A 26,995-nucleotide genomic window follows, 5' to 3' on the forward strand; every position below is an offset into this window, starting at 1 on the left:
TTGGCGTACCTGTATTTGAAAAAATAAATAAAAAAGTAGTGGATTTCACAATTAAAATCGCACTGATTTTAGCGTGTAATGGGGGTTCCTTTGGGAGCCTCTTTTTTGTGTATGAACGTAGTAAAAACAGAAAATACAAAAAGGTAAACAAAAAAGACATAAAATATTTTTTATGCGAATATTTAACATTGAATAGACAAAGGAACTATTAAAGGGGGGGAAACAGGATTGAAAAATTTTTTAAGAGCAATACCATTGTCATTACAACATTTGTTTGCGATGTTTGGTGCAACAGTTTTGGTGCCAGCGCTCACAGGTCTTGATCCAGGAAGTGCCCTTATAGCCAGTGGTGTAGGAACCTTGATCTTCCATCTTATTACAGGTGGAAAAGTTCCTACGTATCTAGGTTCGTCCTTTGCGTTTATTGCTCCACTTGCGTTATATGTGGGGAAGCTGCACTCGCCAGGTCAAGCGGTGGCAGGTCTAATCAGCGTATCAGTTGTTTATGCACTCGTATCACTTATCATTGCCACAGTTGGCTTTGATAAAGTGCGAAAAGCAATTCCTCCAGTCGTCGTCGGTCCGGTTGTCAGCATTATCGGGCTTTCCTTGGCGACAACAGCCGTCACCAATATGGCCGCGACACATTGGGACGCTGCCATTGTGAGCCTTCTTGCCGCCATTATCGCGACTCTTGCTGGCACGAAGGTGATCCGCCTCTTACCAATTATCATCGGTCTTATCGTCGGTTATGTTTATTCCGCTGCCCGCGGCTATGTTGATTTTCAAAACATTGCAGATGCCCCTATTTTTGCGCTCCCTAATTTCGTGATGCCTGAATTCACATGGGTTGTCATCCTTGGTATGGCACCGATTGCTCTTGTTACAATTATTGAAGACTTAGGCCATATGTTTGTATTAAACGAGATTACTGGAAAAGAAGTCACAAAAGATCCTGGATTCGGCCGTATTCTATTGGGGAACGGTCTTGCCACCCTTATCTCCGGATTCGTCGGCGGACCGGCACAGACCACTTACGCTGAAAACCTCGGGGTTCTGGCCATCACACGCCAGTTTTCCAGCAGGATCATTCAAGGTGCTGCTGTTATTGCGATTCTCCTTGGCCTGTTCGGTAAAGTTGGAGCTCTAATCCAATCAATTCCAGTGGCAGTGATGGGCGGTATATGTATCCTGTTGTTTGGTATGATCGCCGCAATGGGGATTCGTCACCTCATTGAGGAAAAAGTAAGCCTGGCAAATATGAAAAATTTGGTCATCGTGGCAATCATCTTCATTATCGGAGTAGGATATGCACATAACGGTATCGCCTACGCAACCATCGCCGGCTTGCTCATCCATTGGCTCGTACCCGATTTTACGACAAAGAATGAAGGTTAAAATGAACAAGCCATTCCAAACACTTGCAGCGGAATGGCTTTTTATGTACTTTAGCAGCATGGGGACGGTTCTAGTGCATCAACTTACTAGGTCCAAAGTGGTTTGATCTTCTGTGAACCAAAATGAATCCAAATACGACACTTGACACAATTACCCTTATAGACAAAGTGTTAAGAGGAGATACAGACTTGCATGGCATCTTTAATGAAAAGAACTATATGTATTATGACGGAACTACGTTAAGGATTAATTGGGAACTCCCCCTTATAACAGACCCAGCCATTTCCATAACAAGTACAACACCAGAACCTAATCCAGAACAAACATCGTCTGATAATCACGATCTTGCAGCTACGTCAGAAACTAGTACAACACCAGACCTAACTCCAAAGACAAGTCAAAATTCCAGCCCAGACCCAACTCCAGAGACAGGTCAAAATTCCAGCCCAGTTCCAGCACCAGTACCGGCAACACCGAATTCGGAACAGGATCAAAACTCTAGTCCGGATTCTAATCCTGAAATAAATCAAAATTCAGACCAAAATCCGGAGCAGGTTCAAATAACTAGTGAAGCACCTAGCCAAAATGTTAATCCAACCACTGCATTTGAACCTGACAGCAATCTAGTTCAAACAGAAATGAATCCTGATACAAACTCCACTTCAGTAAATAAAGCAAGCACTTCAACTGAGAATGCCAATACTAGCCTAACAAATCCGACAACAAGTACTGCTGCAGAATCAATACAGCCTGTTGAACCAGCTACTAGTAATACTCAAGAATCGCAAACAACAAATACTAATTTATAGGAAAAAAAGAAAATGGAGGGGGCTTCCCTCCATTTTATATGGGTCTGTTTTTTGAGATAACAAAAAAAGATAGTAAAACATAGGCTTACTATCTTAACACTTTATTTAAAATATCTTTATCTCAGAATGGATTGTTAATCGCGCATTGCTCCTGCTTCTCGGGAAGTCATTGCACCTTGTCCCGCACTTACATCGTTTTGAATTTCTTGTTTTACTTTTTGTGCATCAGTTCCAGCAAATTCTGGTTTCATCATGGAAGCCGCATTACCTTTAGCTTGTTGATTCTGTTGCTGCATATAAATCCTCCTCGAATTTCATTTAACAATCATATTATTTACAAAAAACACTCGGTAAATCCGCCCTAATATTGAAAGATATTAACTGCAGGTATTAAAGATATCTATTTAATTGTCTTTTGAAGTAGGTAGAAAGGCTAAATCATTTGATCTTTTGTAAAAATTAAAAATATTTTTGTTTATCGTTATTTGTTTATCCTTTTGCTTTCAATGTGAAGGTATAAAGAATAAGTATATGGTAAATATCATATAATCGTTGAGAAAAAGACGTTTTGGAACGGGGTTATTTCATTATGGGCAAATGGTGCTACAGGTGGAGATTTGACCCGGAAAGAATCTATTTCTGAATAGACCCTCAAACTCTTAAGGGAGGAATTAAAAATGGCTAATTTTACATGGAAGGGAAATCCAGTAACCCAAATTGGACGCGACTTAAAGGTCGGGGAAAAAGCTCCTGAGTTTAATCTACTGGCGAATGACTTATCACCTGTTACACTAGCTGATTCACACGGGAAAGTTCGTCTAATATCGGTTATACCTTCTATTGATACTCCTGTTTGTGATGCACAAACACGTCGTTTTAACGAGGAAGCTTCCAAATTAGATAATGTAGAGATTCTTACTATTAGCGCTGATTTGCCATTTGCACAAAAAAGTTGGTGTGCAGCAAATGGTATTGGGAACGTACAAACATTATCAGATCATCGTGATCTTTTATTCGGTGAAGCATATGGTGTAGCTATCCAGGAACTTCGCTTATTAGCACGTGCTATTTTTGTTGTTGATAAAAATGACTTAGTAACATATGTTGAGTATATTAATGAATCAACAGACCACCCAAACTATGAAGCGGCATTAAAAGCGGCTAAAGCAGTATCATAATTAAAGTGTGGCAAGAGAAATGCCTCAGAGGCTTAATTAGGAATAAAAAATGGTCCAGTATCGCGAACTGGGCCATTTCTTTTTGCGATGGAAAACGCGGCCCGTATTCTTTAGCAGTTACTCTGCGGTCTAATACAAAAAGAATGCGGTGGTCTTCAAAAAGAGTGCGGTTAGGGAAGAGACTGAACTGAGTAATATGTGAATATAGAAAACAACAAACAGTGGGATTGACTAAATCCCATTAAGGGGGACAATTACAATGACATTGAATCTATTATTCTTTACCGTTAGCATAAAAAAACGATTAATCGCACCGGAAGAAGCCCTGCACTACGAAATGGTTGAAAAACTGTATGAAGAACATAAAGATCGGTTAATCTCTAATCATTATTTGATGCATTAACAAACTGCCAGGGGGTAATCCTGGCAGTTTTTTTTTGCCTCGTTATGGTAATACGACAGTAGCAGCGGCTTATCCGACAGTAAGGGCAGGCAATTCGCCAGTAATGTTAGCTCACGCGAGAGTAATGGACCGGTATCCGAGAGTAACGGTGCTTTATCCGAGAGTAATGGACCTGTATCCGAGAGTAACCACACTTTATCCGAAAGTAACGACACCTTATCCGAGAGTAACTAATCGCGATCACCGATAAACTTGCGGGCTGCCGCAAAATCCTGCGGCGGCACCTTAAAAAGACTGCGGTGACCTCCAAAAAGAGTGCGGTTTGGCAACATTCTTTCATTACTACAATGAAGATATAGAAAACTAAACGCCAATAAATGGAGGGTGAAAAAATATGATTTCAGTTTCAAATGTTTCGAAAATGTATACTTTGGAGTCGGGTGATTTCTTTGCACTAAAGGATACCACTATGCAAGTCCGTAAAGGGGAATTTGTGGCCATCATGGGACCCAGTGGTTCTGGGAAAAGCACATTGCTGCAGTTACTAGGAGGACTCGATCAGCCTACCACTGGAAATATCATTGTAGATGGAATTGACTTAACCAAATTGAATGAAAAGGAACGAACATTATTTCGTCGTACAAAGGTGGGCTTTGTTTTTCAAAATTATCAGCTCCTGCCAATGATGACGGTCGGAGAAAATATTGCCCTTTCCCTTACTGCTAATAACACTCCAAAAAATGAAATCAAAACGATTGTGCAAAAATTGCTGTCCGAAGTTAATCTGCAAGGTAAAGAGTCCGTTTTCCCTTCGCAGCTAAGCGGCGGCCAACAGCAGAGAGTAGCAATAGCGCGGGCGTTAGCGATGAAGCCAAGTTTAATCCTAGCAGATGAACCTACCGGCAACCTCGATCAAAAGAATGGAGAAGATATTTTAAAGCTTTTATCAAGGCTTAACAAAGAGGAAAAGATTACGGTGGTCATGGTGACTCATGATCAACAGGCAGCGCAAGTGGCAGATCGAATCATTGTTGTAAGAGATGGAATGATCGTAGAGGAAGGAGGATACCGAAATGAAAAAGTGGCAAATCGCATGGCGTAATTTAATGCGGCGGAAGATGCGGACTTTTCTCACGATGTTATCAATCGTGATAGGGGTCGCCTCCACATTTGGTGTCATAGCAGCTGTAAATACCGCAGAAAAAGCCTTTCCTATTTACCTAAAGGAGGCTATAGCAAAAGCAGATTTTAATATTGCTGGAACTGAAGCCTATTTTTCCGAGGATGTTCATAAGCAAATGTCTTCGGGAAAGGATTATGAATCCGTTGCGATGTTAAAGCAGAATACCAAGTTGATTACCAAAGAAAAAGGGATCTCTTCCATCCAGAAACGAGTCGTGCTCACCGGCTATAGCCAGCTTGATACCACAGTTACTGGTTTCAAAGTAATCGAAGGTGATTTAAAAGGCAAGGGGGCCGTTATTACGGATCGAACGGCAAAGGTTTGGGGATCTAAGATTGGCGATACGGTTTCCTTTGACACAGACAAAGGTGTCAAAACGATTAAGATCACAGCTATTGTTAGATACACAAAAGACTTAATGGGCCCTTCCAGTTGGAATATGGCTAAATATCACCACTGGGCGGTCGCAGTTCCACTCCCAACTGTACAAGATTGGTTTGATTTAAACGGAAAAATCCAAGCAATCCAAGTGAAAGCATTAAGCCCTAATAAGCTTGATGCCGTAGAGAATGAATTAGATGACTTTGTGAAAAGCAATCCAGGTATTTATATGCAGCCAATGATTATTAACTTCGATACAGCGTTTAAAGATTTGAATACTTTCTTCTTAGCCCTATATATTGCTGGTTTTCTCGGAATCGCACTGAGTGCCTTCATCATTTTTAATTCGCTCTACGTGAGTATAAAAGAAAGAAAAAGTGAATTTGCCGTGATGAAAACGATTGGATATACACCTGGACAATTACAGGGAATGGTTTTAACAGAGGTATTACTGGTTGCCATTATCGGAACTGTCTTAGGGCTTACGGCAGGATATGGCCTTGCCCATGGATTGAAGCTGCTCATCTTCATGGTGTATGGCGTACAAAGCACCAGTTCCATGGAATTAGCAACTGGTTTGATCGTATCAATTCTAGCCGGACTGCTCGTTCCAATTCTTGCCTCCTGGTACCCGATTCAAAAGGTTGGTAAGACGAGTGTGATTGAAGTATTAAAAGAAAACAAAGCAAAGCCAAGCGGTCATTCTAAATGGTTAGGAATCGTCGGTGTCCTGCTTATTCTATCAAGCTTTTTCATCAAGCATTTGATTTTAGTCCTGCCGCTTATGATTGGCATCACCCTAGTGTTTCCTTATCTCTTTAAACTGTTTAGTTTTCTTCTGAAAGCGTTCTATCGTCTTGCATTCAAATTTTCGGGAGACGTCGCGATCCGTAATTTAAATCGAAATATTGGTCGAACCTCCATGACTTCAGTGATTCTCTCTCTTGGGATTGCCATGATTGTGTTAATGAGTTCCCTAAATTCAGCTCTCTTACAGTCGTATGAGAAAATGATTAACCAATCTTACGGCGGAAATCTCGACATCATGTTCCACCATATTGAGAAAGAGGATCTAGGGATTATTAAAAATACAGACGGCGTGAAAGATGCAGCAACGTATTCGATGCAGGGAATTGTCTGGAATTTGGACGGCGAGAAGCGGATGCTCCCTGTATACGGAGTGGGGGCAGACTGGATTGACCGGTTCCCGTTATTTACCGTATCAAATGGTTTACACAGTGCATTAATTAAGAGTTTAAAAAATGATGAAATTATCCTTGACCAAACCTCCTTTGCAACTTGGGGAGGAAAAATTGGTGATAGCATTACATTAGATACCATTCATGGTGAAAAGACCTTTAAAGTGGCCGCTATGGTTAATACAATGAAAAATAGTGGTTACGGGGCGTTTATGAGCGACAAGAACTTCAAGGAAAACTTCGGTGTTAAATATGAAAGAAATGCGTTAGTCATCAAGGAAGCACAAATCAGCCCACTGCAATTGCGAGAAAATATTTACTCCAAATTCGGTGGAAGAATTGAGGAAATGTGGGGTCCGGAGGATTGGGTTTCCATGATTGGCGGTACCATTACAGCATCTTTCAGTATGGTGAACGCACTTGTTGTTCTTGGTATTATCGTATCTGGTATCGGGATTGCGAATACCTTGCTGATCAATATTATGGAACGGGTCCGGGAAATAGCGATGATGCGGGCAGTTGGTGTTACTCACCGTCAGATTATCGGGATGATTTTATTAGAGGGATTTGGAATAGGGCTTGCAGCAACCGTCATTGGGATCTTGTTTGGCATACTGTTAATCTATTTGACTTCCACGTTTATACAAGTAAACTCCTTAACCTTTGAATTCGGCGTCTCTTGGTTAATTATCGCGATAATAGCTTTGTTTGGGATTATTGTCAGCATTATTTCAAGCATCGCTCCAGCATCCAGAGCGGCAAAAATCAAGTTAAGTGAGGCGCTTCGCTATGAGTAGAATCATTTTAGTGCTGTTCTTACCTTTGTTATTGCTCTCTGCATGTGGGGGATCGAATGAATCGTGGGAGAATGAGAAGGTTGCGGAAGTCGGTACCCGAATTACCGCTGATGATGTTAAGGCGAACTGGAAGATTGAAAGTGCACTAGGTGACGAGCAACGGATACAACTAAAGATTTTGAAGAATGACGGGAAACCAATTAATGATTTTGAGATTACGCACGAAAAATTGTTGCACTTAATTATCGTCAGCAAGGATTTAGCCTATTTCAATCATATCCACCCAGAGTACAAAGGGAACGGATTGTTCGAGATTACAAATAATTTCCCGGCAGGCGGCAAGTATAAGCTAATTGCAGACTTTGAGCCATCTGACGGCGATTCAATGACCAAAATGGCGTGGGTTGACGTTGAGGGAAGTGAAAAGGCTTCTGTTCCTGTGGTGGTTGACGACGACCTTGTGAAAAGTGTGGATGGCAATCGAGTTGTCTTAACGATGGATTCTGCTGAGGCAAACAAGGAGCTTACTCTTAAGTTTACAATAACGGATGAAAAAACCAATCAACCGATTACGGACCTTGAGCCATACTTAGGTGCAATAGGTCATGTGGTAGTTTTATCCGAGGACGGTGAACGTTACTTGCACGTTCATGCAGTTGAAGGGCAGGGAAGTGGTCCGGAAGCTCTTTTTGAAACAGAGTTTCCCAAAAGCGGAGTTTACAAGATTTGGCTACAGTTTCAGAGAGATAACCAAGTTTTTACAGTTCCTTTTGTGATAAAGGTTGATTAAGAGTGAAATAGGATGGAGAGGCAGATCGAATTAGATTTGCCTCTCTTTTTTGTGCGATCGGAGGTGTCGCAAAAATATGCGGTAATACTCAAAAAGCCTGCGGTAAAGGTCCATAAAGTATGCGGTGGGGGTTCAGAAAGTATGCGGTTAGGAAGCTATTAAAACAACGTAGAATGAAATCATCCAATACATTAGAAGATTTTTAGTCGGAATGGCGCTGGATCAATTTTTGAAAGGAGTTTGATAAAATGAAAGATTTCAAGTTATTTTTACCATATGTGAAACCAGTAAGGGGATTATACTTGCTTGGATTTGTCGGGAGCATCTTTCGTTTCCTGGTACCGCTGTTTGTTCCATTAATTTTAAAATATATTTTTGATTCTCTGCTGCAAAATGAGCAATTGTCCCGCACGGAAATGCTTGAACAGCTAATGATGATTGGGCTTGGTATGCTGGCCATATTCCTTTTCATCCGAACACCGATGGAATACGTAAGGCAATTTTGTATCCACAAGGCCAACAATAATATTATGAAACACCTTCGCAAAGATGCCTTTAAGAAAGTTCATTCTCTTGATGCGAAATATTTTGTAGATAACAAAAGCGGAGAAATCGCTACACGTTTTTTCGATGATATCGAGAAGGTGAAGGGTTTCTTGACAGCCTTATTTGGAAACATTTGGATTGAAATGATTGTGCTCGTATTCGTTGTGGCGGTCATGTTGACCCTTAACGTAAAATTAACGATCCTATCTGTTTTCCTAGTCGGCTTACAATTTATTCTTGCTCATATCCTGTCAAAAAGATTAAAAAAGTCAACCCGCAGCATGATGCAATATCGATCGGTAATGAGCGGGTTTATTTTTGAAAAAATCCAAGGTGCCTTCCTCTCAAAGTTGTTTGCTTCGGAAAAAAGAGACAAAGAGGAACTCGATCAACACTTAACTCAATTTGACAAATTAACAGATCGGCACGCCAAAATTAATGCGATCATGTTAGCATTCGTCAATGTTTTAAGTGATATGACACCATTTATCGTCGCGATCATTGCCAGTTTGTTTGTGATTGATGGCAGTTTATCGATGGGAAGCCTGATTGCTTTCTTTGCCTATGTCGATAAAATGAGAAGTCCTGTTGCCGCTCTAGTTAACGCCTATCCAGCAATTACCGAAGGAAGTGTTGCATTAAAAAGGATTTTTGATTTCTTTGGTACCCCTAAGGCAATTAACGAAAAAGCAAACCCAGTTGAGTTAAAGGAATTTAACGATTGCATCGAGCTTAATAACCTGACATTCTCCTATGATGGAGCGAGGAACATAATAGATAATGTTTCTTTGACCCTTGAGAAAGGTAAAACTTATGCGTTTGTTGGTGAAAGCGGCGGCGGTAAGAGCACCATTCTGCAGCTTTTGCTGAGAATGTATGATGTAACAAAAGGTGAGGTGTTAATTGATGGGGTCAATATCAAAGAATACGCGATTGAAAACCTTAGAGAGCATATGGGAATTGTCACGCAGGATAACTTTTTATTCAGTACTTCGATTAAGGACAATATTAAAATGGCAAAGCTTGATGCGACAGATGAAGAAATAATCGCTGCTGCCAAAAAGGCTTTTGCACATGATTTTATCTCAGCAATGCCAAATGGTTATGATACAGAAATTGGGGAGAGAGGCGTTAAACTATCTGGCGGCCAAAAACAGCGGGTAGCCCTTGCCAGGATATTCTTAAAGAATCCTTCGTTGATTTTCTTGGATGAGGCCACCAGCGCTCTGGATAATGAAAGTGAAAAACTTGTTCAAGAGTCGATTAATCAATTTGATCAAGATAAGACCATCATAATGGTCGCCCACAGACTATCAACGATTTTGAATGCTGATATGATATTTGTTTTGAAAAACGGCAGGATTGTAGAAAGCGGAAATCATAAGACCCTGCTAAAAAGAAACGGTTATTACAAAGAACTATATTCAAAGCAAAATTCGACTGCCGAAGAAGAAATGAAATTGGCAGCTGGCTGATAAAATATTGGGTGGGTCAGATCCTCAAGTGAAATGTAATATTTACGTTCCGAGGGACTGACCCTAATGTTAGTTTTAAAGTCAAGAAGTCATTTTTTCTAGTTTGAATTAAAAATTCATCTTCGATTGTCCGCCATCAACATTGATACTGGCCCCGACAATCCAGGATGCTTTTTCAGAAGCAAGGAATACCGCAACATTGGCGATTTCTTCTGGGGTACCGAAGCGGCCTGCGGGAATTTCCTTATTCACAAACTCTTTGATTCCCTCCGGGTCTTCGTTCATGCGTCTGATCCAATTGCCAGTCTCGTGCAAAATACTTCCGGGAGCAATACTGTTCACCCGGATTCCATATGGGATGACTTCGTCGGCCAAAGACTTCGTAAAGCTGATGAGCGCAGCTTTTGCATTATTATAAGTAACCTTTCCGCCGCTTTCCCTACCATAGACAGAGGTAATATTAATGATTGATCCAGACCGCTGATTTTTCATATGAATGGCAGCCAGTTTACTCATATGTACTGCGGAAAAATAGTTCAGTTCCATTGCCTGATGAAAAAGCTCCATATCGGTTTCTATTGCTTTACCGCCATTACTGCCGCCGGCATTATTAATCAGGATATCAATCGTTCCATTTTCCTCGATAAACGTGTGAATCAATTTGTCCCGTTCCTCTGGATTAGTAAGGTCAGCCTGATAAATTAATACGTTGCCGCCAAGTTCCGCTTTTGCCTCTTCTAAATAACCTAGACCTCTGGCGGTAATCGTAACATTTGCTCCTTCATCAACAAATGCCTTGGCAATTGCTTTCCCGATTCCTTTTGAACCGCCAGTAATAAGTACGTTTTTGCCTTGTAATTGCAAGTCCATTTTTTAAAGCTCCTTTTTTGCTTCTTTAATGTGTCTCTAAGTAATTAGTATAATGGAAACCATTCATAAAAACGAAAGAGCCGTTAGGCATGCTCTCTCGCAACATTATTTTTTTATGTATTTTTTTATTGATTTAAATTAATATAGCTTGATTTTGATTTTCAAAGTATTGAATGATGATATCCTTCAAATCATGGATAATAGGCTGAAAGTATCGATCTTTATGGAATGCTACATAAAGGGTTCTCAAAGGAGTGGGGTTTATTATATTTGTGATATTAAAATCACGATGATTTGCGAATTCTAAAAAAGATTCTGGCACTATAGCAACACCAAGATTGGAAAGAACCATACTTCTAACGGTTTCTAATCTTCTACATTCACATAGTACACGTGGTTCAATGCCGGCATCCTGAAATGATTTTATGATAATATCACGCAATTGATAGCCTGGTTTATATTGAATAAAAGTTTCATTGGATAATTCGGAAAGATTTACTTGTTGAAGGTTCTTAAAAGAGTGATTGGCATGTGTTATTAGTAACATTTCCTCGTTGTAAATGGGTATAAATTTGAGTTTGTCGGAATGGAAAAACTTGGAGGTAATACCAAGATGGATTTCATAGTTTAATAAGGATTTCTCTATGTTTTCTGCCCCTGCTTCCAAAACATTTAAATTGAGATTTGGGTAGTGATCCTTTAGTTCCGTGATGACATGCGGTAACCAATAGGTAGCAGACGGAAATATACCGATTTTAATTTCCCCAGATTCTACTTCTTTTACTTCTTCCAATTCTTTGTAAACATTTTCAACCTGTAACAGAATTTGACATGCATGTTTGTAAAGAACTCTTCCTGCTTCTGTTAAGCTAATTTCCCTAGAATTTCGTTCTAAAAGTTTGCAGCCTACCATTTGTTCAAGAGTTTTAATTTGTGCACTTAGTGATGGTTGTGCAATATGAAGTTCCTCAGCTGCTCTCGTAATATTCTTATTTCTTACAACGGACACAAAATATCTCATGTGACGAATTTCCATAAATTTTTACCCCCATTTTATTTGTATAGTCCAAAACTATGAGGTTATAGGAAACATGTATTGGAAACTATTTTCTATTATTTGTATATTTAGAATACAATAAAAATTCGAAATTTTCCATAAGAGTAAAGATTGGAAGTAGGATTTTAAAAAGGGAGGTAGAGTTTCTGCAGGGTCACATAGCGAATTGATAGATAAGGAGGCAATAAAATGAAAACAGATTTCGAAAAGTTTTTTAAACCAAAATCAATTGCAATTGTTGGCGCTTCACCAAATGAAAAAAGTATTGGCGGACGTACAATATCACATTTACTAAAATACAAATATAGCGGAGACATTTACCCAGTAAACCCAAAATACGACCAAATAAAGGGAATCCAGGCTTATCCGGATATAAAATCAATTCCAAACACAGTTGACCTAGCTATTATAATCGTTGCAGCTAAAGGTATTCCAAGAGTGATTGACCAATGTCTGGAAAAAAAGGTTCCGTTTGCCATTATATTTAGTTCGGGATTTGCAGAAGCGGGGACAGAAGGTGAATATCTTCAATCCTATTTAAAAAATATAACAAAAAACGGAGATATAAGAATCTTAGGACCTAATTGCCAAGGGATGTTTAACATCGTTGATGAAGTAGCAGCTACTTTCAGCGGAGCGTTGGAACTTCCCTCCATTATTCCGGGTCCCGTTGGTTTTGTATCACAAAGTGGTGCATTGGGATTTTCAACTTTTAACCAGTTGGAAGAGGAAGGTATTGGGTTTAACTACGTAGTCAGTACAGGAAATGAAGCCGATCTTGAAGTAACCGATTTCTTGATTGAATTTGCTACACATGACCAAACTGAGGTATTAGTATCGTATGTTGAGGGTTTTAAAAAGCCTGAACGATTATTTGATTTAGCAGAAATATGTTTAAGGGAGGAAAAGCCACTCCTAATATTTAAAGTTGGAAATTCGGAACTCGGTGCTAAAGCTGCATCGTCGCATACAGCAGCACTAGCAGGATCAAGTGATTTATATGACAGTTTATTTAAACAAATTGGGATAACAAAGGTTTCAGATATAGAAGAAGTTGCGGATTTGTGCAAAATTTTAACTAGGACCAAAAGGCCGCCTGGAAATCGGGTAGGTATTATAACAACTTCTGGTGGAGCCGGGGTAATATTAGCTGATCATTGTGCCATAAATAGTATTGATGTGCCGCCACTTGCAGAACCAACAAAGCAAATTTTACAACAATATTTACCGGATTTCGGCTCGGATCTTAACCCCGTCGACTTAACTGCTCAAGTAGCTGGTTCTGAAGAACTGTTTAATGAATCGGTAAATGCAGTTGCGAATGATCCAAACATTGATATATTAATTGTGGCTTTAACAATGGTAACAGGACCACGTGCAGGAGATATGGCAAAGTTTTTGATTAAAAAGTCAAAAGAAATGGATAAACCGCTTGTTGTTGTGTGGATGGCAGGGGATCAATTAGCGAAACCGGGATTTGAAGTACTTAAATCGGAAAAGCTAACATTTTTTAAAAGCCCAAAACGATGCATAGAGACTCTAAGAAAGTTTATTGATATTCATTCAAACTTCAAAAGACGAAAAGAAATCTACCAATTTATTTCTGAACGAAGGGAATGCCTGATTACGACGAAAAGCATCGAAAATAATCTGAATGAGTATGAGGCAAAACGATGGCTAAATCAACAGGGATTACCGGTTACAAAAGAGAAAATAGCTAGATTTCCTGAAGAAGCTGTGAAATATGCGACGGAAATAGGATTTCCAGTTGCCCTGAAAGTAGTATCAAATAAAATTCCTCATAAAACAGATGTAGGTGGGGTAGCATTAAATCTCTGTTCACCGGAAGAAGTTGAAAACGCTTACCTATCGATTAAAAATAATATTAAACAAAACACGGGATTAGAAATTGACAACATTATAGTCCAGGAAATGGTGCTTGATGGAATAGAAGTTTTTGTGGGTTGTCATGTTGATCCTCAGCTCGGTCCTTCCCTAACATTTGGCCTTGGTGGCATTTTCGTGGAAGTTCTTAAGGATACCAAAACTGTTTTACCTCCAATATCTCAAAATACAGCAAAAACATTAATACAAGAGTTAAACGGATCTAAAGTTTTAACTGGAGTACGCGGGCAACAATCAATTGATCTTGACTTATTAGCAGAATTTATTTCGAGGTTTTCACGAATTTGCGCCAGCTTAAAACAGGAGATTCAGATTGATTTAAATCCTGTTGTCATTACAAAGAGTGGAATTAAAATCGTTGATGCTTTGGTGATTGTTGAGGAAGAGGAGAAGAACTTTATAAGGAGTGTTTAAAATGGATTTTAGGTTACCAGACGAATTACAAATGCTGCAAAAAACAATAAGAAAGTTTGTTGAAAAGGAATGTCTACCATTAGAACAGCATTTATGCAATACCGATCCTGATTGGGTCGAACTCCCGGAAGATGAATACAGTCGAATTTCGAACAAATTAAAAGAAAACGGTTTATGGGCGCTGACAACTCCAGTTGAACTTGGGGGCGGAGGAGTAGGTCCTATGGGTATGGTCATTGCACAAGAGGAAAAAAGTAAAACCACTATTGGAACAGCACATCACAGTCCGTTTGGAGGAGAGCCGCCGGGAATTCTATATAAGGCAAAAGATGAGCAAATCGAAAAATATTTACTGCCCATGATTCGGGGAGAAAAAAGGTCGGCAATGGCAAACACCGAACCTGCGGCAGGATCAGATGCTGCAGCTATTCAAACAACAGCTGTCAAACAAGGGGATCATTGGGTTATTAATGGAACCAAGCTTTTTAGTACACTTGCGGATCGGGCGGACTTTTTGTTCGTCACGGCTGTTACAGACAAAGAAAAACGCGGACGAGGCGGAATTACAATGTTTCTCGTCGATGCTGATACTCCAGGTTTTAAAGTTAACCGAAAGGTACCTGTAATTAGGCCTCAATATTCGACAGAATTACTCTTTGACAATGTCGTCGTTCCTGATTCTCAGATTTTAGGTGAAGAGGGCCAGGGGTTCAACTTATTTAAGGAGTGGGCTGCATATGGGCGCATTCGTATGGCCGCCACTTGTTTAGGGATGGCTCAGAGGGCACTGGAAATGTCAATCCGACATGCCAAACAAAGAGAAACCTTCGGAAAAACTCTTGCACAGCGTCAGGCTGTTCAATGGATGCTGGTAGATTCCGCAGTTGAAATAAAAACTGCTAGATTGCTAACCCATGAAACTGCCTGGAGGTTAGAGCAAGGAGAGGATGTCCTGGAAGAAGCGTCCATGTGTAAGTTATATGCGACAGAAATGGCCTTCAAAGTAGTTGACCGGGCGATTCAAATTCATGGAGGAATGGGATTAACGAAAGAGTTACCTTTAGAAAGATGGTTCCGGGATATACGTGTCATGAGAATTGTGGAAGGAGCTACCGAAATCCAAAAATTTATCATTGCTCGTAAAATGCTCAGATAGGGGGGAAGGGAAATATGAAAAGAAAAATAAATATTATTTTATCTATTTTAATTGCAGCAGTGATTGTCCTATCTGGGTGTACAGAACAAAAGCAATCAGGAACAAAAGAGACATCCGAATCAAAAGGAACAAGCAATTCCTCAAAGGAAAAAGCTATAAATGTAGCCATGTCTGGTGAGGCAGAAAAGCTTGACCCACATTTCGCGTCACCTGTTAATGAAGTAACAATTGTACAAACCATCTTTAATGGCCTAGTCAAATTCCCTACCGGAACGGTAGACTTTGAAAAGATTGAAGGGGATCTTGCAGAAAAATGGGAGAGTAATAGTGATGCCACTCAATGGACGTTTCACCTAAAAAAAGGTGTGAAGTGGCAAAAAGGGTATGGCGAACTTACGTCTGAAGATGTGAAATGGTCATTTGAAAGGGTAATGGATGAAAAAACAGGTTCTCCATGGAGAGCTGATTATGATAACGTGGCAAATATTGAGGCACCTGAACAATATACAGTGGTTTTTAATCTTAAGCAGCCGGATGCATCTTTTCTATTAAAAGTCTTAAATTATCATGGAGGAATGATTGTAAACAAGAAAGCAATTGAAGATGCGGGGGATAAATTTATGACATCCCCAGTCGGCACGGGACCTTTTATCTTTGAGGAATACAGCCCTAAGGATAAAGTAGTGCTTATTAAGAATAAAGACTTTTTTAAAGGAGAACCCAAACTAGAGAAGGTCATCCTTAAGATTATGACAGACCCAACTGCCGTAGAGATTGCGATGGATAAGGGAGAAATACAGTTAGGCCTGGGAATAGGTGACCAGCTCTGGATTGATAAAAGAAAAGAAAATAAAGATTTAGTATTAGATTTCACTACTCCGGCGTTATTATGGGGAATACATTTAAACATGTCAAAGCCGCCGCTCGATGATATCCGGGTCCGAGAAGCAATCGCACATGCTATTGATATTAAAACATATGTAAATAAAGTCGTAGGAAAAGATGCTGCGAGCTTGCCAACTGGAAATGTATCAGCTGTTTATTTTGGCGCTGCCAAGGTGGGTGCATACGATTATGACCCAGAAAAATCGAAGGAATTGTTAAAAGAAGCAGGATATGAAAAAGGTCTTACACTACCAAAACAATATATAAGTACGTTGAATTCTTATTTGGATATTATGGTCTATGTCCAGGACCAGTTAAGAAAGGTTGGCATTGAAATGCCATTGGAAAAAGTAGAACATGCAACTTATCATGCAAATGCAAGGAAAGATTTAAATAATATTGCCTTGTATGGCTATGTAAGAGCGCCTCATGCTGACACAGTGCTTACCCAATTCTTCTATGGTCCTTCAACGGTCGGAACGCCAACGGGAGTGACAAATTACAGCCATTACAACAAAGTTGATAAATTAATTGAACAAGCACGTGTTGAATTAGATAAAACAAAAGCCAAACAAATCTATAAGGAAGCACAAGAACAAATCAAAAAGGACTTCATATATGTTCCTCTGGTAGAAACGAATACCGTTCTAGTTAGAAGGAAAGAAGTCGATTTGGGGTATAACCAAAACAAGATTAAAGGAACGATGATTTATAACTACTATATCGATGAAAATACTGATCTAAAAGATTAAGAGAGAGTGGTGTAAGGTACAAGAGTAACCTTATATTGTTACCTCTTGTACTTTATCCGCTTAAATGGGAGGGATAAAAATGCTTAAATATTCGATTAGAAGGATCTTGTTGACCATTCCCACAATCTTTATAACTATATCAGTCATCTTTTTTGTCCTTCGCATTCTTCCGAGTGATCCAGCCAGTGTGATTTTAGGCGACAATGCCACTCCTGAGGCCATTCAGGCACTAAGAGAGAAGCTAGGTTTAAATACGTCGGTTTGGGCTCAATATCTCCATTTTCTTCAAAGTATGATTCAGGCGGATTTTGGTAATTCAATCGCGACAGGAAGGTCCGTATCTGATCAAATTATTAGTTTATTACCATACACACTAGAACTTACACTGGCTAGTATTTTAATTGCCGTAATTATTGGTGTTCCTATTGGCATCTATTCTGCAATAAAACGGAATTCTATCTCTGATGCTTTAGTTAGACTGTTTGCCCTGATGGGAATCTCAATGCCTGCATTTTTTCTGGGAATACTTTTGCTTCTCGTCTTTTCATTAAAAATTCCTATATTTCCTTCAATGGGAGCGGGTGAAAATTTCGTAGGAAATTTATATCATCTAGCCCTACCGGCACTTTCCCTTGGTTTGATTGAAGCAGGAATCGTGATGAGGATTACCCGCTCAAGTATGTTGGATGAGGTCAATAGGGATTATGTCCGGACAGCAAAAGCAAAAGGAATTCCAAAGAAAATGGTCATTTCGAAGCACATTTTAAGAAATTCTCTTATTCCGGTCGTAACCGTAATCGGATTAAATATGACCACGTTAATTAGCGGTGCCGTTTTGACTGAGGCCATTTTTAGCCGGCCCGGTTTAGGAAGTTTGGCAGTGGGTGCTATTGAAACAAGGGACTATCCTACACTACAAGCATGTTTGGTGTTGTTTTGCATCTTGGTTATATTTGTTAATTTGATTGTTGACCTAAGCTATTCAATCTTAAACCCAAGAATTCGCCCGCAATAAAGGAGGAGTATTTTTGAGTGAACCCGTTATGAAAGAAACCCTATTCACTGACACAAGCGTGCCCGAAACTCTTCCAGAGGTAGAACAAAGCCGCAAAAACGTGTTCTGGTCAGTTTTTAAAAAGAGTAAATTGGGAATGTTTTCTTTAATCTTCTTGTTATTAACCATCACCATTTCCATATTGGCACCGATAATTTCCCCATACGATCCTATAAATCAAAATGCTGCTGAAAGAATGCTGCCTCCTTCAGGTGATCACTGGCTTGGCACAGATGCATTTGGTCGGGACATACTGAGCCGTATAATCTATGGTTCTCAGACATCATTGTTAGTTGGTTTTATATCAGTGCTAATCAGTAGTTTGATAGGGACTGCTCTTGGCATGGTAGCTGCTCTAAAAGGGGGTTTGCTGGATGATATTTTAATGAGGATATTGGAATCAATCCAAGCGATTCCCATGCTCTTGTTAGGGCTAATGCTGTTAGTGGCATTGGGGTCAAATACGACTACATTGATTATAGCGATAAGTTTAGGTTTAACGGTTAGCTGTGCAAGGGTTGCGCGTGGGCCAACGTTAGAACTTAAGGAAAAAGAATTTGTAAGAGCCTCCATATCTTACGGCGCTAGCACATTTCGAATTATTGTCGTTCATATACTCCCAAACATTCTTGGTCCGGTCCTGGTAATGGCAACGCTCCATATGGCATCGGCGATAAGAGTGGAAGCCAGCCTCAGTTTTCTGGGGTTAGGGATTCAGCCGCCACATCCAACATGGGGAAACATGATACAGGATGGCTTACGGTTCCTTACTAGTGCACCGTGGGTTGCCGTTTATCCCGGGGTGGCTCTTATGGTGGTAGTTATTGCGTTCAATATTTTCGGAGATACATTACGGGATGCTTTTGATCCACACATTATCAGGGAGCGAAAGTGAGGGTGTTATGTTGAGTCCTGTTTTAAACATTAATAATTTGAATGTAGAAACAACGGGCAGGGATGCTTACTCTATATTGGATAATATTCACTTTCAAGTTCAAGCAGGTGAAACGCTTGCGATTGTCGGTGAAAGTGGATCTGGTAAAAGTATGACAGCGTTGTCCATATTAGGACTGTTGCCGGAATCAGGTCTAAGGATATCCTCGGGTGAAGTCTTGTTGGAAGAAACCAACCTTACGAATCTTTCCGATAAGAATATGAATCAAATTCGTGGGAAAGAGATAGGAATGATCTTCCAGGAACCGATGACTTCTTTAAATCCATCTTTTACGATTGGAAATCAGCTTGCTGAGACTTTTAAATACCATACCAACTTTTTTAGAAAAGAAATAAGAGAACAATCGATTGAACTCCTAAGAAGGGTAAAAATACCTGACCCAGAAGAAAAACTAAAGGCATATCCACATGAGTTATCTGGGGGAATGCGTCAAAGAGTGATGATTGCTATGGCTTTGGCCTGCAATCCAAAGGTATTAATTGCAGATGAACCGACAACTGCTCTTGATGTCACGATTCAAGCCCAGATTTTAGATATCCTCTCAGACCTGCAAAAATCTTACGGGATGACAGTAATTCTAATCACACATGACCTGGGTGTTGTAGCGGAAACCTGTTCTAGGGTAATCGTCATGTATGCTGGTCAGATCGTGGAAGAAGGTTCGGTCGATGAAATATTTGAATCTCCTAAGCACCCCTATACAAAGGCACTTTTACTTTCCATGCCTATGCTGGGGACTTCCAAGAAAAAGCTTCACACAATAAAAGGGGTAGTTCCGGATATTAAAAAAATGCCAACAGGATGCCGTTTTCACCCAAGGTGCGAAATGGCAACAGATATGTGCCGGCAGCAAGCACCCAAATTAGAACAGACTGAAGACGGAAGGAGGGTTAGATGTTGGAACAAGCTGTAAAAACGGAAGAATTGCTAAAAGTAGAAAACCTAAAGAAATATTATCCGATTCGGGGAGGTGTTTTTGGTGGTATAACCGGTTCAGTTAAAGCTGTAGATGATGTGAGTTTTACCGTTAGAAAAGGAGAGACGTTTAGTTTAGTCGGAGAGTCAGGCTGTGGAAAGAGTACAACAGGAATGTGTTTAGCAAGGCTTGTGGATCCTTCATCAGGAAAAATTTATTTAAACAATGCCAATATACATGAAGCTAATAAATCGGCATTAAAACAATACCGCAGAAACATTCAAATTATTTTCCAAGACCCATACAGCTCTTTAAACCCGAAACTTACAATTCGTAAAATTCTAAGTGAACCTCTACTGATCAATGGATATGGTTCAAAATTGGAAATTGAGAATAGGGTTCTATCATTGCTTGAAATGGTTGGGTTAGGCTCACAGCACATGGATCGTTATCCACACGAATTTTCTGGAGGACAACGGCAGCGGATTGGTATCGCACGGGCAATATCATTAAACCCTGATATCATCATTTGTGATGAGCCTGTCTCTGCATTGGATGTCTCGATACAGTCCCAACTTCTTAATCTACTAAAAGATTTGCAAGAAGAATTTGGTTTAACCTATATTTTTATTTCTCATGATTTAAGTGTGGTAGAACACATAAGTGACCGCGTAGCAGTGATGTACTTAGGAAAAATTGTGGAAATGGGCACGACAAAGGAAATATTTGAAAGCCCAAAGCATCCTTATACTAGAGCACTACTGTCATCTGTCCCTATTGCAAATCCAAAGACAAAGCTGATGAGGAAAAGAATTATTCTGGAAGGAGATGTTCCGAGTCCAAAAAACCCACCACCGGGTTGTTCTTTTCATACAAGATGTCCGTTTAAGACTGAGATTTGCGAGAAAAGCATTCCAAGTGAATTTCAAATAAACAAGGAACATTCAGTCTCCTGCCATTTGGTAGAAAACGGTGCTATTTTTTAACTATCCCTAAATACTAATGAAAGGAGTTCCTTCCTTTGGATTTCCCATATAAACAATCCCTCATGCAAAAGGGAGCGTTAAAAGATAAGGTTGCCATTATTACTGGCGGTGCGACAGGGATTGGAAAGGCAATGGCGTTGGAGTTTGCTAGATTAGGTGCAGACATTGTCATTGCCAGTAGAAATGTAAAGAATTTAGAGAGTGCTGCTATAGAAATTGCCGAGTTTAATAAAAAGGTAATATACGTGCAGACTGACGTTCGTAATCCTGATGATGTTGAAAACATGGTTTCCAAGGCAGTTTCCAAGTTTGGCAAACTTGATATTTTAGTAAATAATGCCGCTGGAAATTTTAGAGTACCTTCATTAGAAATGTCAGTGAATGCTTGGAATTCAGTCGTAAACATTGTATTAAATGGCACCTGGTACTGCAGTCAGGCAGCTGCAAAACAGATGGTCCGTCAAAATTCGAAAGGGGCGATTTTAAATATCGGATCTACACATGTTTTGTCAGGGAACCCTGGAACGGCACACTCGACCGCTGCAAAAGCCGGGGTGCTCGCATTAACTAAAACGCTGGCTGTAGAGTGGGCAAGGTATGGAATAAGAGTCAACTATATTTCCCCTGGGCCGATTGAAGGAACGGGAGCGGCAGTAAAATTGTGGCCAACTCCGGAAGTGAAAGAAACAGTACTTAATAGAATTCCATTGGGGCGGATGGGCACTGTTCAGGAAGTGGCCAACCTAGCTTCATATCTTGTTAGTGATTATGCCGATTATATCTCTGGGGCAAATTTTATCCTTGATGGCGGAGGCCATCTTAATAAACGATAACTGTTAAAAAGAGGAGGAAATAAAATGTCATCTACTTTACTTACAACAATTGAGAATAAAGTTCAAATAATTACCCTAAATCGTCCCGAAAAGAAAAATGCGTTTAACAATGAAATGATTGATGCCTGGGTAGCTTCATTAGAAGAAGCCAAAAATAACGACAATGTTAATGTTATTGTTGTGACTGGTGCCGGGGACGCTTTCTGTTCTGGAGGGGATGTAGGGAACATGAGAGGGGGAAAACCTACCCCGTTGGATTCTAAAAATGTCCTCTGGGGGAATATCCACAGGATTCCTTTTCTATTAAAAGAAATTGATAAGCCAGTTATTGCTGCCATCAATGGTGTTGCTGTTGGAGCAGGACTTGATATGGCATTAATGGCTGATTTTAGAACGATGGCAGACACAGCAAAGGTGAATGAAGGTTATGTGAAGGTTGGCTTGATTCCAGGGGACGGGGGTTCATACTTTTTGCCAAGAATTGTAGGTCAAAGTAAAGCCTATGAACTCCTCTGGACAGGAGACTTTATTGAGGCACAGGAAGCGTTAAGGATTGGTTTAGTGAATCATGTTTATCCGAAAGAAAATTTTATGGAAAAAACCTTGGAATTAGCAGAAAGAATTGCATCTGGACCTCAGGTGGCGATTCGAATGATTAAAAGGTCGGTTCGACAATCTTTAGACCTAGAGCTGGAACCAGCATTGGATCTTATCTCATCCCACATGGCTATTATAAAAGAAACAGAGGATCACAAAGAAGGGGTTGCAGCCTTTCTTGAAAAAAGAAAACCAAATTTTAATGGAAAATAACATTCTATTGAATGAAAGTAATTTGTTTACCATGAATAACAAGGGGTGATTTCACAGATGGATTTTACAATACCAGAGGAACTAGAGATGTTGCAAAAGTTAGTTCGCGATTTTGTAAAAAAAGAGTTAATGCCTTTAGAGAAAATGGTCATAGAAAACGAAGCTAAAAGGGGCTTAGAAAATACACCATTATTACCTGAAGATATTGAAATTGGACTGCTCAACAAGGCGAAAGAATTGGGCCTTTGGGGATTGGATGTTCCAGAAGAGTATGGAGGAGCCAACCTTGGATTTCTAGCAAAAGCTATTGTAACAGAAGAATTAGCTAAAACAATCGTTCCATTCACATTACCCCCAGATGCACCGAACCTGCATTTTCTAATGGAATGCTGTACAGAAGAACAAAAAGATCGTTACCTCATTCCCTACGCAAATGGTGAAAAAAAATCTGCCATTGCCATTAGTGAGCCGAATGCAGGATCAGACATCAGTGGAATGCAGACAACAGCAATAAAAAAGGGAAAAAAGTGGATCATCAACGGTACTAAAATATGGATTTCCTCCGCTAATAATGCTGACTTTTTCATCACAATGGCTGTAACAGATCCAGAAAAAAGGCAGCGAGGTGGAATTACGGCTTTTTTAATCGATAAAGATACGCCTGGGTTAAAAGTGGCGAGAGGGATTCCGACGATCGGCTACCAACATCCATATGAAGTCTACTTTGATAGCGTCGAAGTAGATGAAGGCCAGGTGTTAGGCAAATTAGGCGAAGGGTTTATTCCTATGCAAAATCGATTGGTTGTCCGTCGATTAGAAATGGCTCAGCGTTCCGTTGGAATGGCAGAAAGATTGTTAAGCATGATGAAAGAACACGCAAATCAACGAAAAACATTTGGAAAATATTTATCAGAACGGCAAGCAGTGCAATGGTGGGTGGCCAATTCCGCTATCGATATTCACGCCACACGTCTTATGTCCTATCATGCAGCATGGAAAATGGATAATGGAGTGAAGGATATTAGGCATGATGCTTCCATGTTAAAGGTATTTGGAACAGAGATGGCAATGAGAGTAGCTGACCGTGCTATTCAAGTGCACGGGGCGATGGGACTTACAAAAGATTTGCCAATAGAATTTATGTATCGTAACATCCGTTCTTTAAGAATTATTGAGGGAGCATCGGAAATCCATCGTTGGACCATAGCTAGAGAAATCCTAAAAAGGTAGAAAAAGATTCATTCCCAAGGAGGACTAAATGGGTTCGCTTATTTACGAACAAGATGGAAATATTGCCTATCTATTTTTTAATAGACCTGAGAGAAGGAATGCCATTGATACGCAAATGTCGCAAGAGTTTATTGAATATTTGGGTGAATTCAAAGCTGATCAAAATGCTAGAGTTCTCATCTTGAGCGGTAAAGGCGATAAGGCATTCTGCAGCGGAATAGATTTAAAAGAGTCACTAGAAAACGTGGATTCATCAAAGAAAGGCTATTCATCAAGAGGAAAGATGTTTGAATACATTATAGAAACTTGGAAGCCAGTAATTAGTGCAATTAACGGAGCGGCAGTCGGCGCAGGCTGTGAAATCGCATTGGCAAGTGATTTTCGCCTTGCTGTTAACAATAGTATACTAGGTCTTCCCGAAGCAAAACGAGGGATGGGTGCAACTTTTGGTTCTACATTACTGCCAAAACTTATTTCACCAGCCAAAGCCGCTAATCTATTATATACTGGCAGGCTTATTAGGGCGGACGAAGCCTTTCAAATTGGTTTAGTCGATGAAGTGCTGCCTGATCATTCAAGTTTATTGAATCGTGCGAATGAACTCGCATTCGGAATTTGCCGAAATGCCCCTTTATCTGTAAGAAGAATGAAAGAAACGATTTGGAAAACCATGGGTGTACCGTTATTCCAAGCGTTACATATGGATATAGGACCTAATGTATACGAAAGCGAAGATCGAATAGAAGGGGCAAAAGCCTTTTTTGAGAAGAGAGAACCGATTTGGAAAGGGAGATAATTCAAATTGAATTCGTGAAATGCTGGTGTCCAATCCTTGAGAATTACTTGCTGCAATAAAAATGACTCGTAATTGAATTACCAATGTATTCAACATAATAATTGGTAGTGAAAAACCTTGGAGTATAACAAAACTCCGAGGTTTTTTGTCTCAGGTTATTAAACAAAGCCTTTTTTGTCCCTCAAAACTTATGCTCTTGGGGGGAATGAAGACAAAGCCATGGGGAAGGTTCTGTTGTCTTTTTTAACAAGAAATGAATGAAAAATGGCATGGAACCCGTCCCTGCGGTTTACCGATTCCTGTTCATGTCCAATTTAAGTTGTGTGAGACTTTTTCTTTTTATTTAATATAAAGATTTCTCTTATAAATGCACCCACGATTGAGGAAAGTATGATGACAAGGATAAGATTCAACACTTTGATAAATACATATGGTGAGCCAATCACTAATACACTATCAAAAATTACAATGAATCCAAAAAGAATGCAATAAATAATGAGTTTGGCCGGCGTATTTACTTTCTCATTACCCATCCCATTTCCCTCCTGAAACTGCTCCTATATACCACTTTCCTCTATTTAAACACAAAATGGGAATGAGCTGTTTTGCTTTCTTAAAACAACTTTAAAAAGAATAGAGATCTTATCCATTGAAACCTATAGAGTTACCAACCTATATTAGTAAAAATAAATCGGTTTGTAGGGGAGGGGAACAAGTATGTCTGAAAAGGGCTGTATAAAATGTGGAAGCAATGTTGCATGAAAGAACCATAATTAATCCAAGCGTTAAGAAAAAATCGTTCACTGGAATTACATCTAAAAAGAGCCGCATGAACATGAAGGAGGTACAGAATAGCAATAATGATAGCAAGTATCTTTTCAGCTTTCATAATATTTATGACTATCTTTAATATGGTGAAAGTTTTCATCAAAATCGCTTATAAAAGGAATAAAATATCACATCGAAAGCTCTTTATTTTTTTCAGGTTAAACCATTGTAAATCTTTTATACAGTATCATATTATCTAGTGTCCCAAATTTAGGTCACCCTCAAAATCATCTATGTTCACTGAGCCAACGTTACTTTTCCCAGAATTATTCATACCAAGGTAAGAATAATTCAGGTTAATTACCGTCTGTTTTTATTATTCCTTTACGAGATAATTTTAAAATTTAACTCTGTGTAATTAATTTTTTTCGTCGTTGTCCTTTTTAATGTTATCCAGTTTTCCAAAAAAATTAATAATTAGTTTGTTTAATTCAAGTACAACAGGTTTATGGTAACGTTTATTCAGTAATACGGTATATAATGTCCTAGTTGGAGTAAAGTTATTTATTTTTAATATGTTTATACCGTTGAGGTTTGAGAATCTAATAGATGTTTCCGGAACAATGGCTACACCTAATCCAGAAAGTACTAAATTGCGCACGGTTTCTGAATTTCCACATTCGTAAAAAACCTTCGGCTTAAAACCAGCATTTTCGCACGATTCCAATACTATTTCTCGAAGTTTATATCCTTGTTTATAAAGAATAAATCGCTCATTGATTAAATCAGAAATATTGATTGACTTAAATTTTTTGAAGAGATGATCCTTATTTGTAATAAGAAGTAATTCCTCTTTAAAAAAGGGGGAATATTTATAGATATCTGAATTAAAAAGTCTTGAGGAAATTCCTAAATGTATATCATAATTTCTTAATGCATTTTCTATATTATTTGAACCTATTTCGTGTATTTTAAAGCGTAAATTAGGATATACTTTTTGGAATTCCATTATAATTTTCGGGAACCAAGAGGACGCAGATTGAAACATACCAACGTTTATTTCTCCAGAGCCTACTTCACTCACATCCTCCATATCTCGATAAATATTTTCAAATTGAACAAGTAAATCACATGCATGATTATATAGAATTTTACCTGGTTCCGTTAAACTGATTTCCTTGGTATTCCTCTCTAGTAACTTACAACTTAGTTCTTGTTCAAGAGATTTAATTTGAACACTTAAGGATGGTTGAGAGATATGTAGTTCTTCTGCTGCTTTTGTAATGTTCTTATTCCGGACAGCAGTTTCGAAGTACTTCAATTGACGGATATCCATTCTTTTACCTCCTAATTCTCATAGTCTAAAACTATCCTTTTATAGGTAACATGTATTGGAATCTATTTAAGCTAAGATGTATGTTTATAATATACTAAATATTCAGAGTTGGA

General features: G+C 39.3%; 24 protein-coding genes. 19 read left to right on the top strand and 5 right to left on the bottom strand.

What is annotated here, in order from left to right; genetic code table 11:
- Positions 1-228 precede the first annotated feature (228 nt).
- A complete protein-coding gene (locus KHA99_RS19720; RefSeq protein ID WP_213119200.1) occupies positions 229-1,398 on the top strand; it encodes a uracil-xanthine permease family protein in 1,170 nt (389 codons plus the stop codon).
- Between the two features lie 188 nt (positions 1,399-1,586).
- Entirely contained in the window at positions 1,587-2,207 is a 621-nt protein-coding gene (locus tag KHA99_RS19725) for a hypothetical protein (protein ID WP_213119201.1), read from the top strand.
- Between the two features lie 134 nt (positions 2,208-2,341).
- On the opposite strand, the gene KHA99_RS19730 is transcribed toward KHA99_RS19725, so the two are convergent.
- On the bottom strand, positions 2,342-2,503 hold the full coding sequence (locus KHA99_RS19730; RefSeq protein ID WP_213119202.1) for a hypothetical protein: 162 nt from the start codon (positions 2,501-2,503) through the stop codon (positions 2,342-2,344).
- Positions 2,504-2,884: 381 nt separating this feature from the next.
- On the opposite strand from KHA99_RS19730, the gene tpx reads away from it, so the two are divergent.
- The 6 genes from tpx to KHA99_RS19760 all read left to right on the top strand — a co-directional run bounded on the left by tpx (position 2,885) and on the right by KHA99_RS19760 (position 10,159).
- A complete protein-coding gene (gene tpx / locus KHA99_RS19735; protein WP_213119203.1) occupies positions 2,885-3,385 on the top strand; it encodes a thiol peroxidase in 501 nt (166 codons plus the stop codon).
- A gap of 259 nt (positions 3,386-3,644) precedes the next feature.
- Entirely contained in the window at positions 3,645-3,788 is a 144-nt protein-coding gene (locus KHA99_RS19740) for a YrzI family small protein (RefSeq protein ID WP_213119204.1), read from the top strand.
- Between the two features lie 394 nt (positions 3,789-4,182).
- The gene (locus tag KHA99_RS19745) at positions 4,183-4,890 is read left to right on the top strand and encodes an ABC transporter ATP-binding protein (protein WP_213119205.1); all 708 of its coding nucleotides are present in this window, start codon (positions 4,183-4,185) and stop codon (positions 4,888-4,890) included.
- The gene (locus KHA99_RS19750; protein WP_213119206.1) at positions 4,862-7,348 is read left to right on the top strand and encodes an FtsX-like permease family protein; all 2,487 of its coding nucleotides are present in this window, start codon (positions 4,862-4,864) and stop codon (positions 7,346-7,348) included. Before KHA99_RS19745 ends, KHA99_RS19750 begins: the two co-directional genes overlap by 29 nt.
- Positions 7,341-8,138 (top strand): DUF8832 domain-containing protein, encoded by a 798-nt coding sequence (locus tag KHA99_RS19755; RefSeq protein WP_213119207.1) that lies wholly within the window; start codon positions 7,341-7,343, stop codon positions 8,136-8,138. The genes KHA99_RS19750 and KHA99_RS19755 overlap by 8 nt, the downstream gene beginning before the upstream one ends.
- Before the next feature lie 248 nt (positions 8,139-8,386).
- A complete protein-coding gene (locus KHA99_RS19760; protein ID WP_213119208.1) occupies positions 8,387-10,159 on the top strand; it encodes an ABC transporter ATP-binding protein in 1,773 nt (590 codons plus the stop codon).
- A 108-nt stretch (positions 10,160-10,267) separates the two neighbouring features.
- Here the strand turns inward: KHA99_RS19760 and KHA99_RS19765 are convergent, their stop codons facing one another.
- Both KHA99_RS19765 and KHA99_RS19770 read right to left on the bottom strand, forming a co-directional pair.
- Complete coding sequence (locus KHA99_RS19765) at positions 10,268-11,029, bottom strand: SDR family NAD(P)-dependent oxidoreductase (RefSeq protein ID WP_213119209.1); 762 nt, start codon at positions 11,027-11,029, stop codon at positions 10,268-10,270.
- Positions 11,030-11,162: 133 nt separating this feature from the next.
- Positions 11,163-12,065 (bottom strand): LysR family transcriptional regulator, encoded by a 903-nt coding sequence (locus KHA99_RS19770; RefSeq protein ID WP_213119210.1) that lies wholly within the window; start codon positions 12,063-12,065, stop codon positions 11,163-11,165.
- Positions 12,066-12,275: 210 nt separating this feature from the next.
- Between KHA99_RS19770 and KHA99_RS19775 the strand changes: the two genes are divergently transcribed.
- The 11 genes from KHA99_RS19775 to KHA99_RS19825 all read left to right on the top strand — a co-directional run bounded on the left by KHA99_RS19775 (position 12,276) and on the right by KHA99_RS19825 (position 24,778).
- A complete protein-coding gene (locus KHA99_RS19775) occupies positions 12,276-14,405 on the top strand; it encodes an acetate--CoA ligase family protein (RefSeq protein WP_213119211.1) in 2,130 nt (709 codons plus the stop codon).
- 1 nt (position 14,406) lies between these two features.
- Positions 14,407-15,561 (top strand): acyl-CoA dehydrogenase family protein, encoded by a 1,155-nt coding sequence (locus KHA99_RS19780; RefSeq protein WP_213119212.1) that lies wholly within the window; start codon positions 14,407-14,409, stop codon positions 15,559-15,561.
- A 14-nt stretch (positions 15,562-15,575) separates the two neighbouring features.
- The gene (locus KHA99_RS19785; RefSeq protein WP_213119213.1) at positions 15,576-17,198 is read left to right on the top strand and encodes an ABC transporter substrate-binding protein; all 1,623 of its coding nucleotides are present in this window, start codon (positions 15,576-15,578) and stop codon (positions 17,196-17,198) included.
- 79 nt (positions 17,199-17,277) lie between these two features.
- The gene (locus KHA99_RS19790; protein WP_213119214.1) at positions 17,278-18,213 is read left to right on the top strand and encodes an ABC transporter permease; all 936 of its coding nucleotides are present in this window, start codon (positions 17,278-17,280) and stop codon (positions 18,211-18,213) included.
- A gap of 13 nt (positions 18,214-18,226) precedes the next feature.
- Positions 18,227-19,147: an ABC transporter permease gene (locus tag KHA99_RS19795; protein ID WP_213119215.1), complete on the top strand. Its 921-nt coding sequence runs from the start codon at positions 18,227-18,229 to the stop codon at positions 19,145-19,147.
- Between the two features lie 7 nt (positions 19,148-19,154).
- Entirely contained in the window at positions 19,155-20,120 is a 966-nt protein-coding gene (locus tag KHA99_RS19800) for an ABC transporter ATP-binding protein (protein WP_213119216.1), read from the top strand.
- Positions 20,105-21,109, top strand: coding sequence for an ABC transporter ATP-binding protein (locus KHA99_RS19805; RefSeq protein ID WP_249366781.1), 1,005 nt, complete (start codon positions 20,105-20,107; stop codon positions 21,107-21,109). Before KHA99_RS19800 ends, KHA99_RS19805 begins: the two co-directional genes overlap by 16 nt.
- A 62-nt stretch (positions 21,110-21,171) precedes the next feature.
- The gene (gene fadH, locus KHA99_RS19810; RefSeq protein WP_213119762.1) at positions 21,172-21,942 is read left to right on the top strand and encodes a 2,4-dienoyl-CoA reductase; all 771 of its coding nucleotides are present in this window, start codon (positions 21,172-21,174) and stop codon (positions 21,940-21,942) included.
- A gap of 24 nt (positions 21,943-21,966) precedes the next feature.
- Positions 21,967-22,752 carry an enoyl-CoA hydratase/isomerase family protein gene (locus tag KHA99_RS19815; RefSeq protein ID WP_213119218.1) on the top strand — a complete coding sequence of 262 codons (786 nt, stop codon included), beginning with the start codon at positions 21,967-21,969 and terminating at the stop codon, positions 22,750-22,752.
- A 57-nt stretch (positions 22,753-22,809) separates the two neighbouring features.
- Positions 22,810-23,982, top strand: coding sequence for an acyl-CoA dehydrogenase family protein (locus KHA99_RS19820; protein WP_213119219.1), 1,173 nt, complete (start codon positions 22,810-22,812; stop codon positions 23,980-23,982).
- 28 nt (positions 23,983-24,010) lie between these two features.
- Entirely contained in the window at positions 24,011-24,778 is a 768-nt protein-coding gene (locus tag KHA99_RS19825) for an enoyl-CoA hydratase/isomerase family protein (RefSeq protein WP_213119220.1), read from the top strand.
- 314 nt (positions 24,779-25,092) lie between these two features.
- Here KHA99_RS19825 and KHA99_RS19830 read toward each other — a convergent pair whose 3' ends face one another.
- Together KHA99_RS19830 and KHA99_RS19835 are read right to left on the bottom strand one after the other, a co-directional pair.
- The gene (locus tag KHA99_RS19830) at positions 25,093-25,311 is read right to left on the bottom strand and encodes a hypothetical protein (protein ID WP_213119221.1); all 219 of its coding nucleotides are present in this window, start codon (positions 25,309-25,311) and stop codon (positions 25,093-25,095) included.
- A gap of 653 nt (positions 25,312-25,964) precedes the next feature.
- Positions 25,965-26,882 carry a LysR family transcriptional regulator gene (locus KHA99_RS19835; RefSeq protein WP_213119222.1) on the bottom strand — a complete coding sequence of 306 codons (918 nt, stop codon included), beginning with the start codon at positions 26,880-26,882 and terminating at the stop codon, positions 25,965-25,967.
- Between the last annotated feature and the right edge of the window lie 113 nt (positions 26,883-26,995).

It is taken from the genome of Neobacillus rhizophilus (genome assembly GCF_018343535.1).
Taxonomy (GTDB): Bacteria; Bacillota; Bacilli; order Bacillales; family Cytobacillaceae; genus Neobacillus; species Neobacillus rhizophilus.

Excerpts from the sequence above, each read along its gene's own strand:
- KHA99_RS19730 (WP_213119202.1), bottom strand. The coding sequence starts at position 2,503 with ATGCAGCAACAGAATCAACAAGCTAAAGGTAATGCGGCTTCCATGATG.
- tpx (WP_213119203.1), top strand. The coding sequence starts at position 2,885 with ATGGCTAATTTTACATGGAAGGGAAATCCAGTAACCCAAATTGGACGC.
- KHA99_RS19740 (WP_213119204.1), top strand. The coding sequence starts at position 3,645 with ATGACATTGAATCTATTATTCTTTACCGTTAGCATAAAAAAACGATTA.
- KHA99_RS19745 (WP_213119205.1), top strand. The coding sequence starts at position 4,183 with ATGATTTCAGTTTCAAATGTTTCGAAAATGTATACTTTGGAGTCGGGT.
- KHA99_RS19750 (WP_213119206.1), top strand. The coding sequence starts at position 4,862 with ATGAAAAAGTGGCAAATCGCATGGCGTAATTTAATGCGGCGGAAGATG.
- KHA99_RS19755 (WP_213119207.1), top strand. The coding sequence starts at position 7,341 with ATGAGTAGAATCATTTTAGTGCTGTTCTTACCTTTGTTATTGCTCTCT.
- KHA99_RS19760 (WP_213119208.1), top strand. The coding sequence starts at position 8,387 with ATGAAAGATTTCAAGTTATTTTTACCATATGTGAAACCAGTAAGGGGA.
- KHA99_RS19765 (WP_213119209.1), bottom strand. The coding sequence starts at position 11,029 with ATGGACTTGCAATTACAAGGCAAAAACGTACTTATTACTGGCGGTTCA.
- KHA99_RS19770 (WP_213119210.1), bottom strand. The coding sequence starts at position 12,065 with ATGGAAATTCGTCACATGAGATATTTTGTGTCCGTTGTAAGAAATAAG.
- KHA99_RS19775 (WP_213119211.1), top strand. The coding sequence starts at position 12,276 with ATGAAAACAGATTTCGAAAAGTTTTTTAAACCAAAATCAATTGCAATT.
- KHA99_RS19780 (WP_213119212.1), top strand. The coding sequence starts at position 14,407 with ATGGATTTTAGGTTACCAGACGAATTACAAATGCTGCAAAAAACAATA.
- KHA99_RS19785 (WP_213119213.1), top strand. The coding sequence starts at position 15,576 with ATGAAAAGAAAAATAAATATTATTTTATCTATTTTAATTGCAGCAGTG.
- KHA99_RS19790 (WP_213119214.1), top strand. The coding sequence starts at position 17,278 with ATGCTTAAATATTCGATTAGAAGGATCTTGTTGACCATTCCCACAATC.
- KHA99_RS19800 (WP_213119216.1), top strand. The coding sequence starts at position 19,155 with ATGTTGAGTCCTGTTTTAAACATTAATAATTTGAATGTAGAAACAACG.
- fadH (WP_213119762.1), top strand. The coding sequence starts at position 21,172 with ATGCAAAAGGGAGCGTTAAAAGATAAGGTTGCCATTATTACTGGCGGT.
- KHA99_RS19815 (WP_213119218.1), top strand. The coding sequence starts at position 21,967 with ATGTCATCTACTTTACTTACAACAATTGAGAATAAAGTTCAAATAATT.
- KHA99_RS19820 (WP_213119219.1), top strand. The coding sequence starts at position 22,810 with ATGGATTTTACAATACCAGAGGAACTAGAGATGTTGCAAAAGTTAGTT.
- KHA99_RS19825 (WP_213119220.1), top strand. The coding sequence starts at position 24,011 with ATGGGTTCGCTTATTTACGAACAAGATGGAAATATTGCCTATCTATTT.
- KHA99_RS19830 (WP_213119221.1), bottom strand. The coding sequence starts at position 25,311 with ATGGGTAATGAGAAAGTAAATACGCCGGCCAAACTCATTATTTATTGC.
- KHA99_RS19835 (WP_213119222.1), bottom strand. The coding sequence starts at position 26,882 with ATGGATATCCGTCAATTGAAGTACTTCGAAACTGCTGTCCGGAATAAG.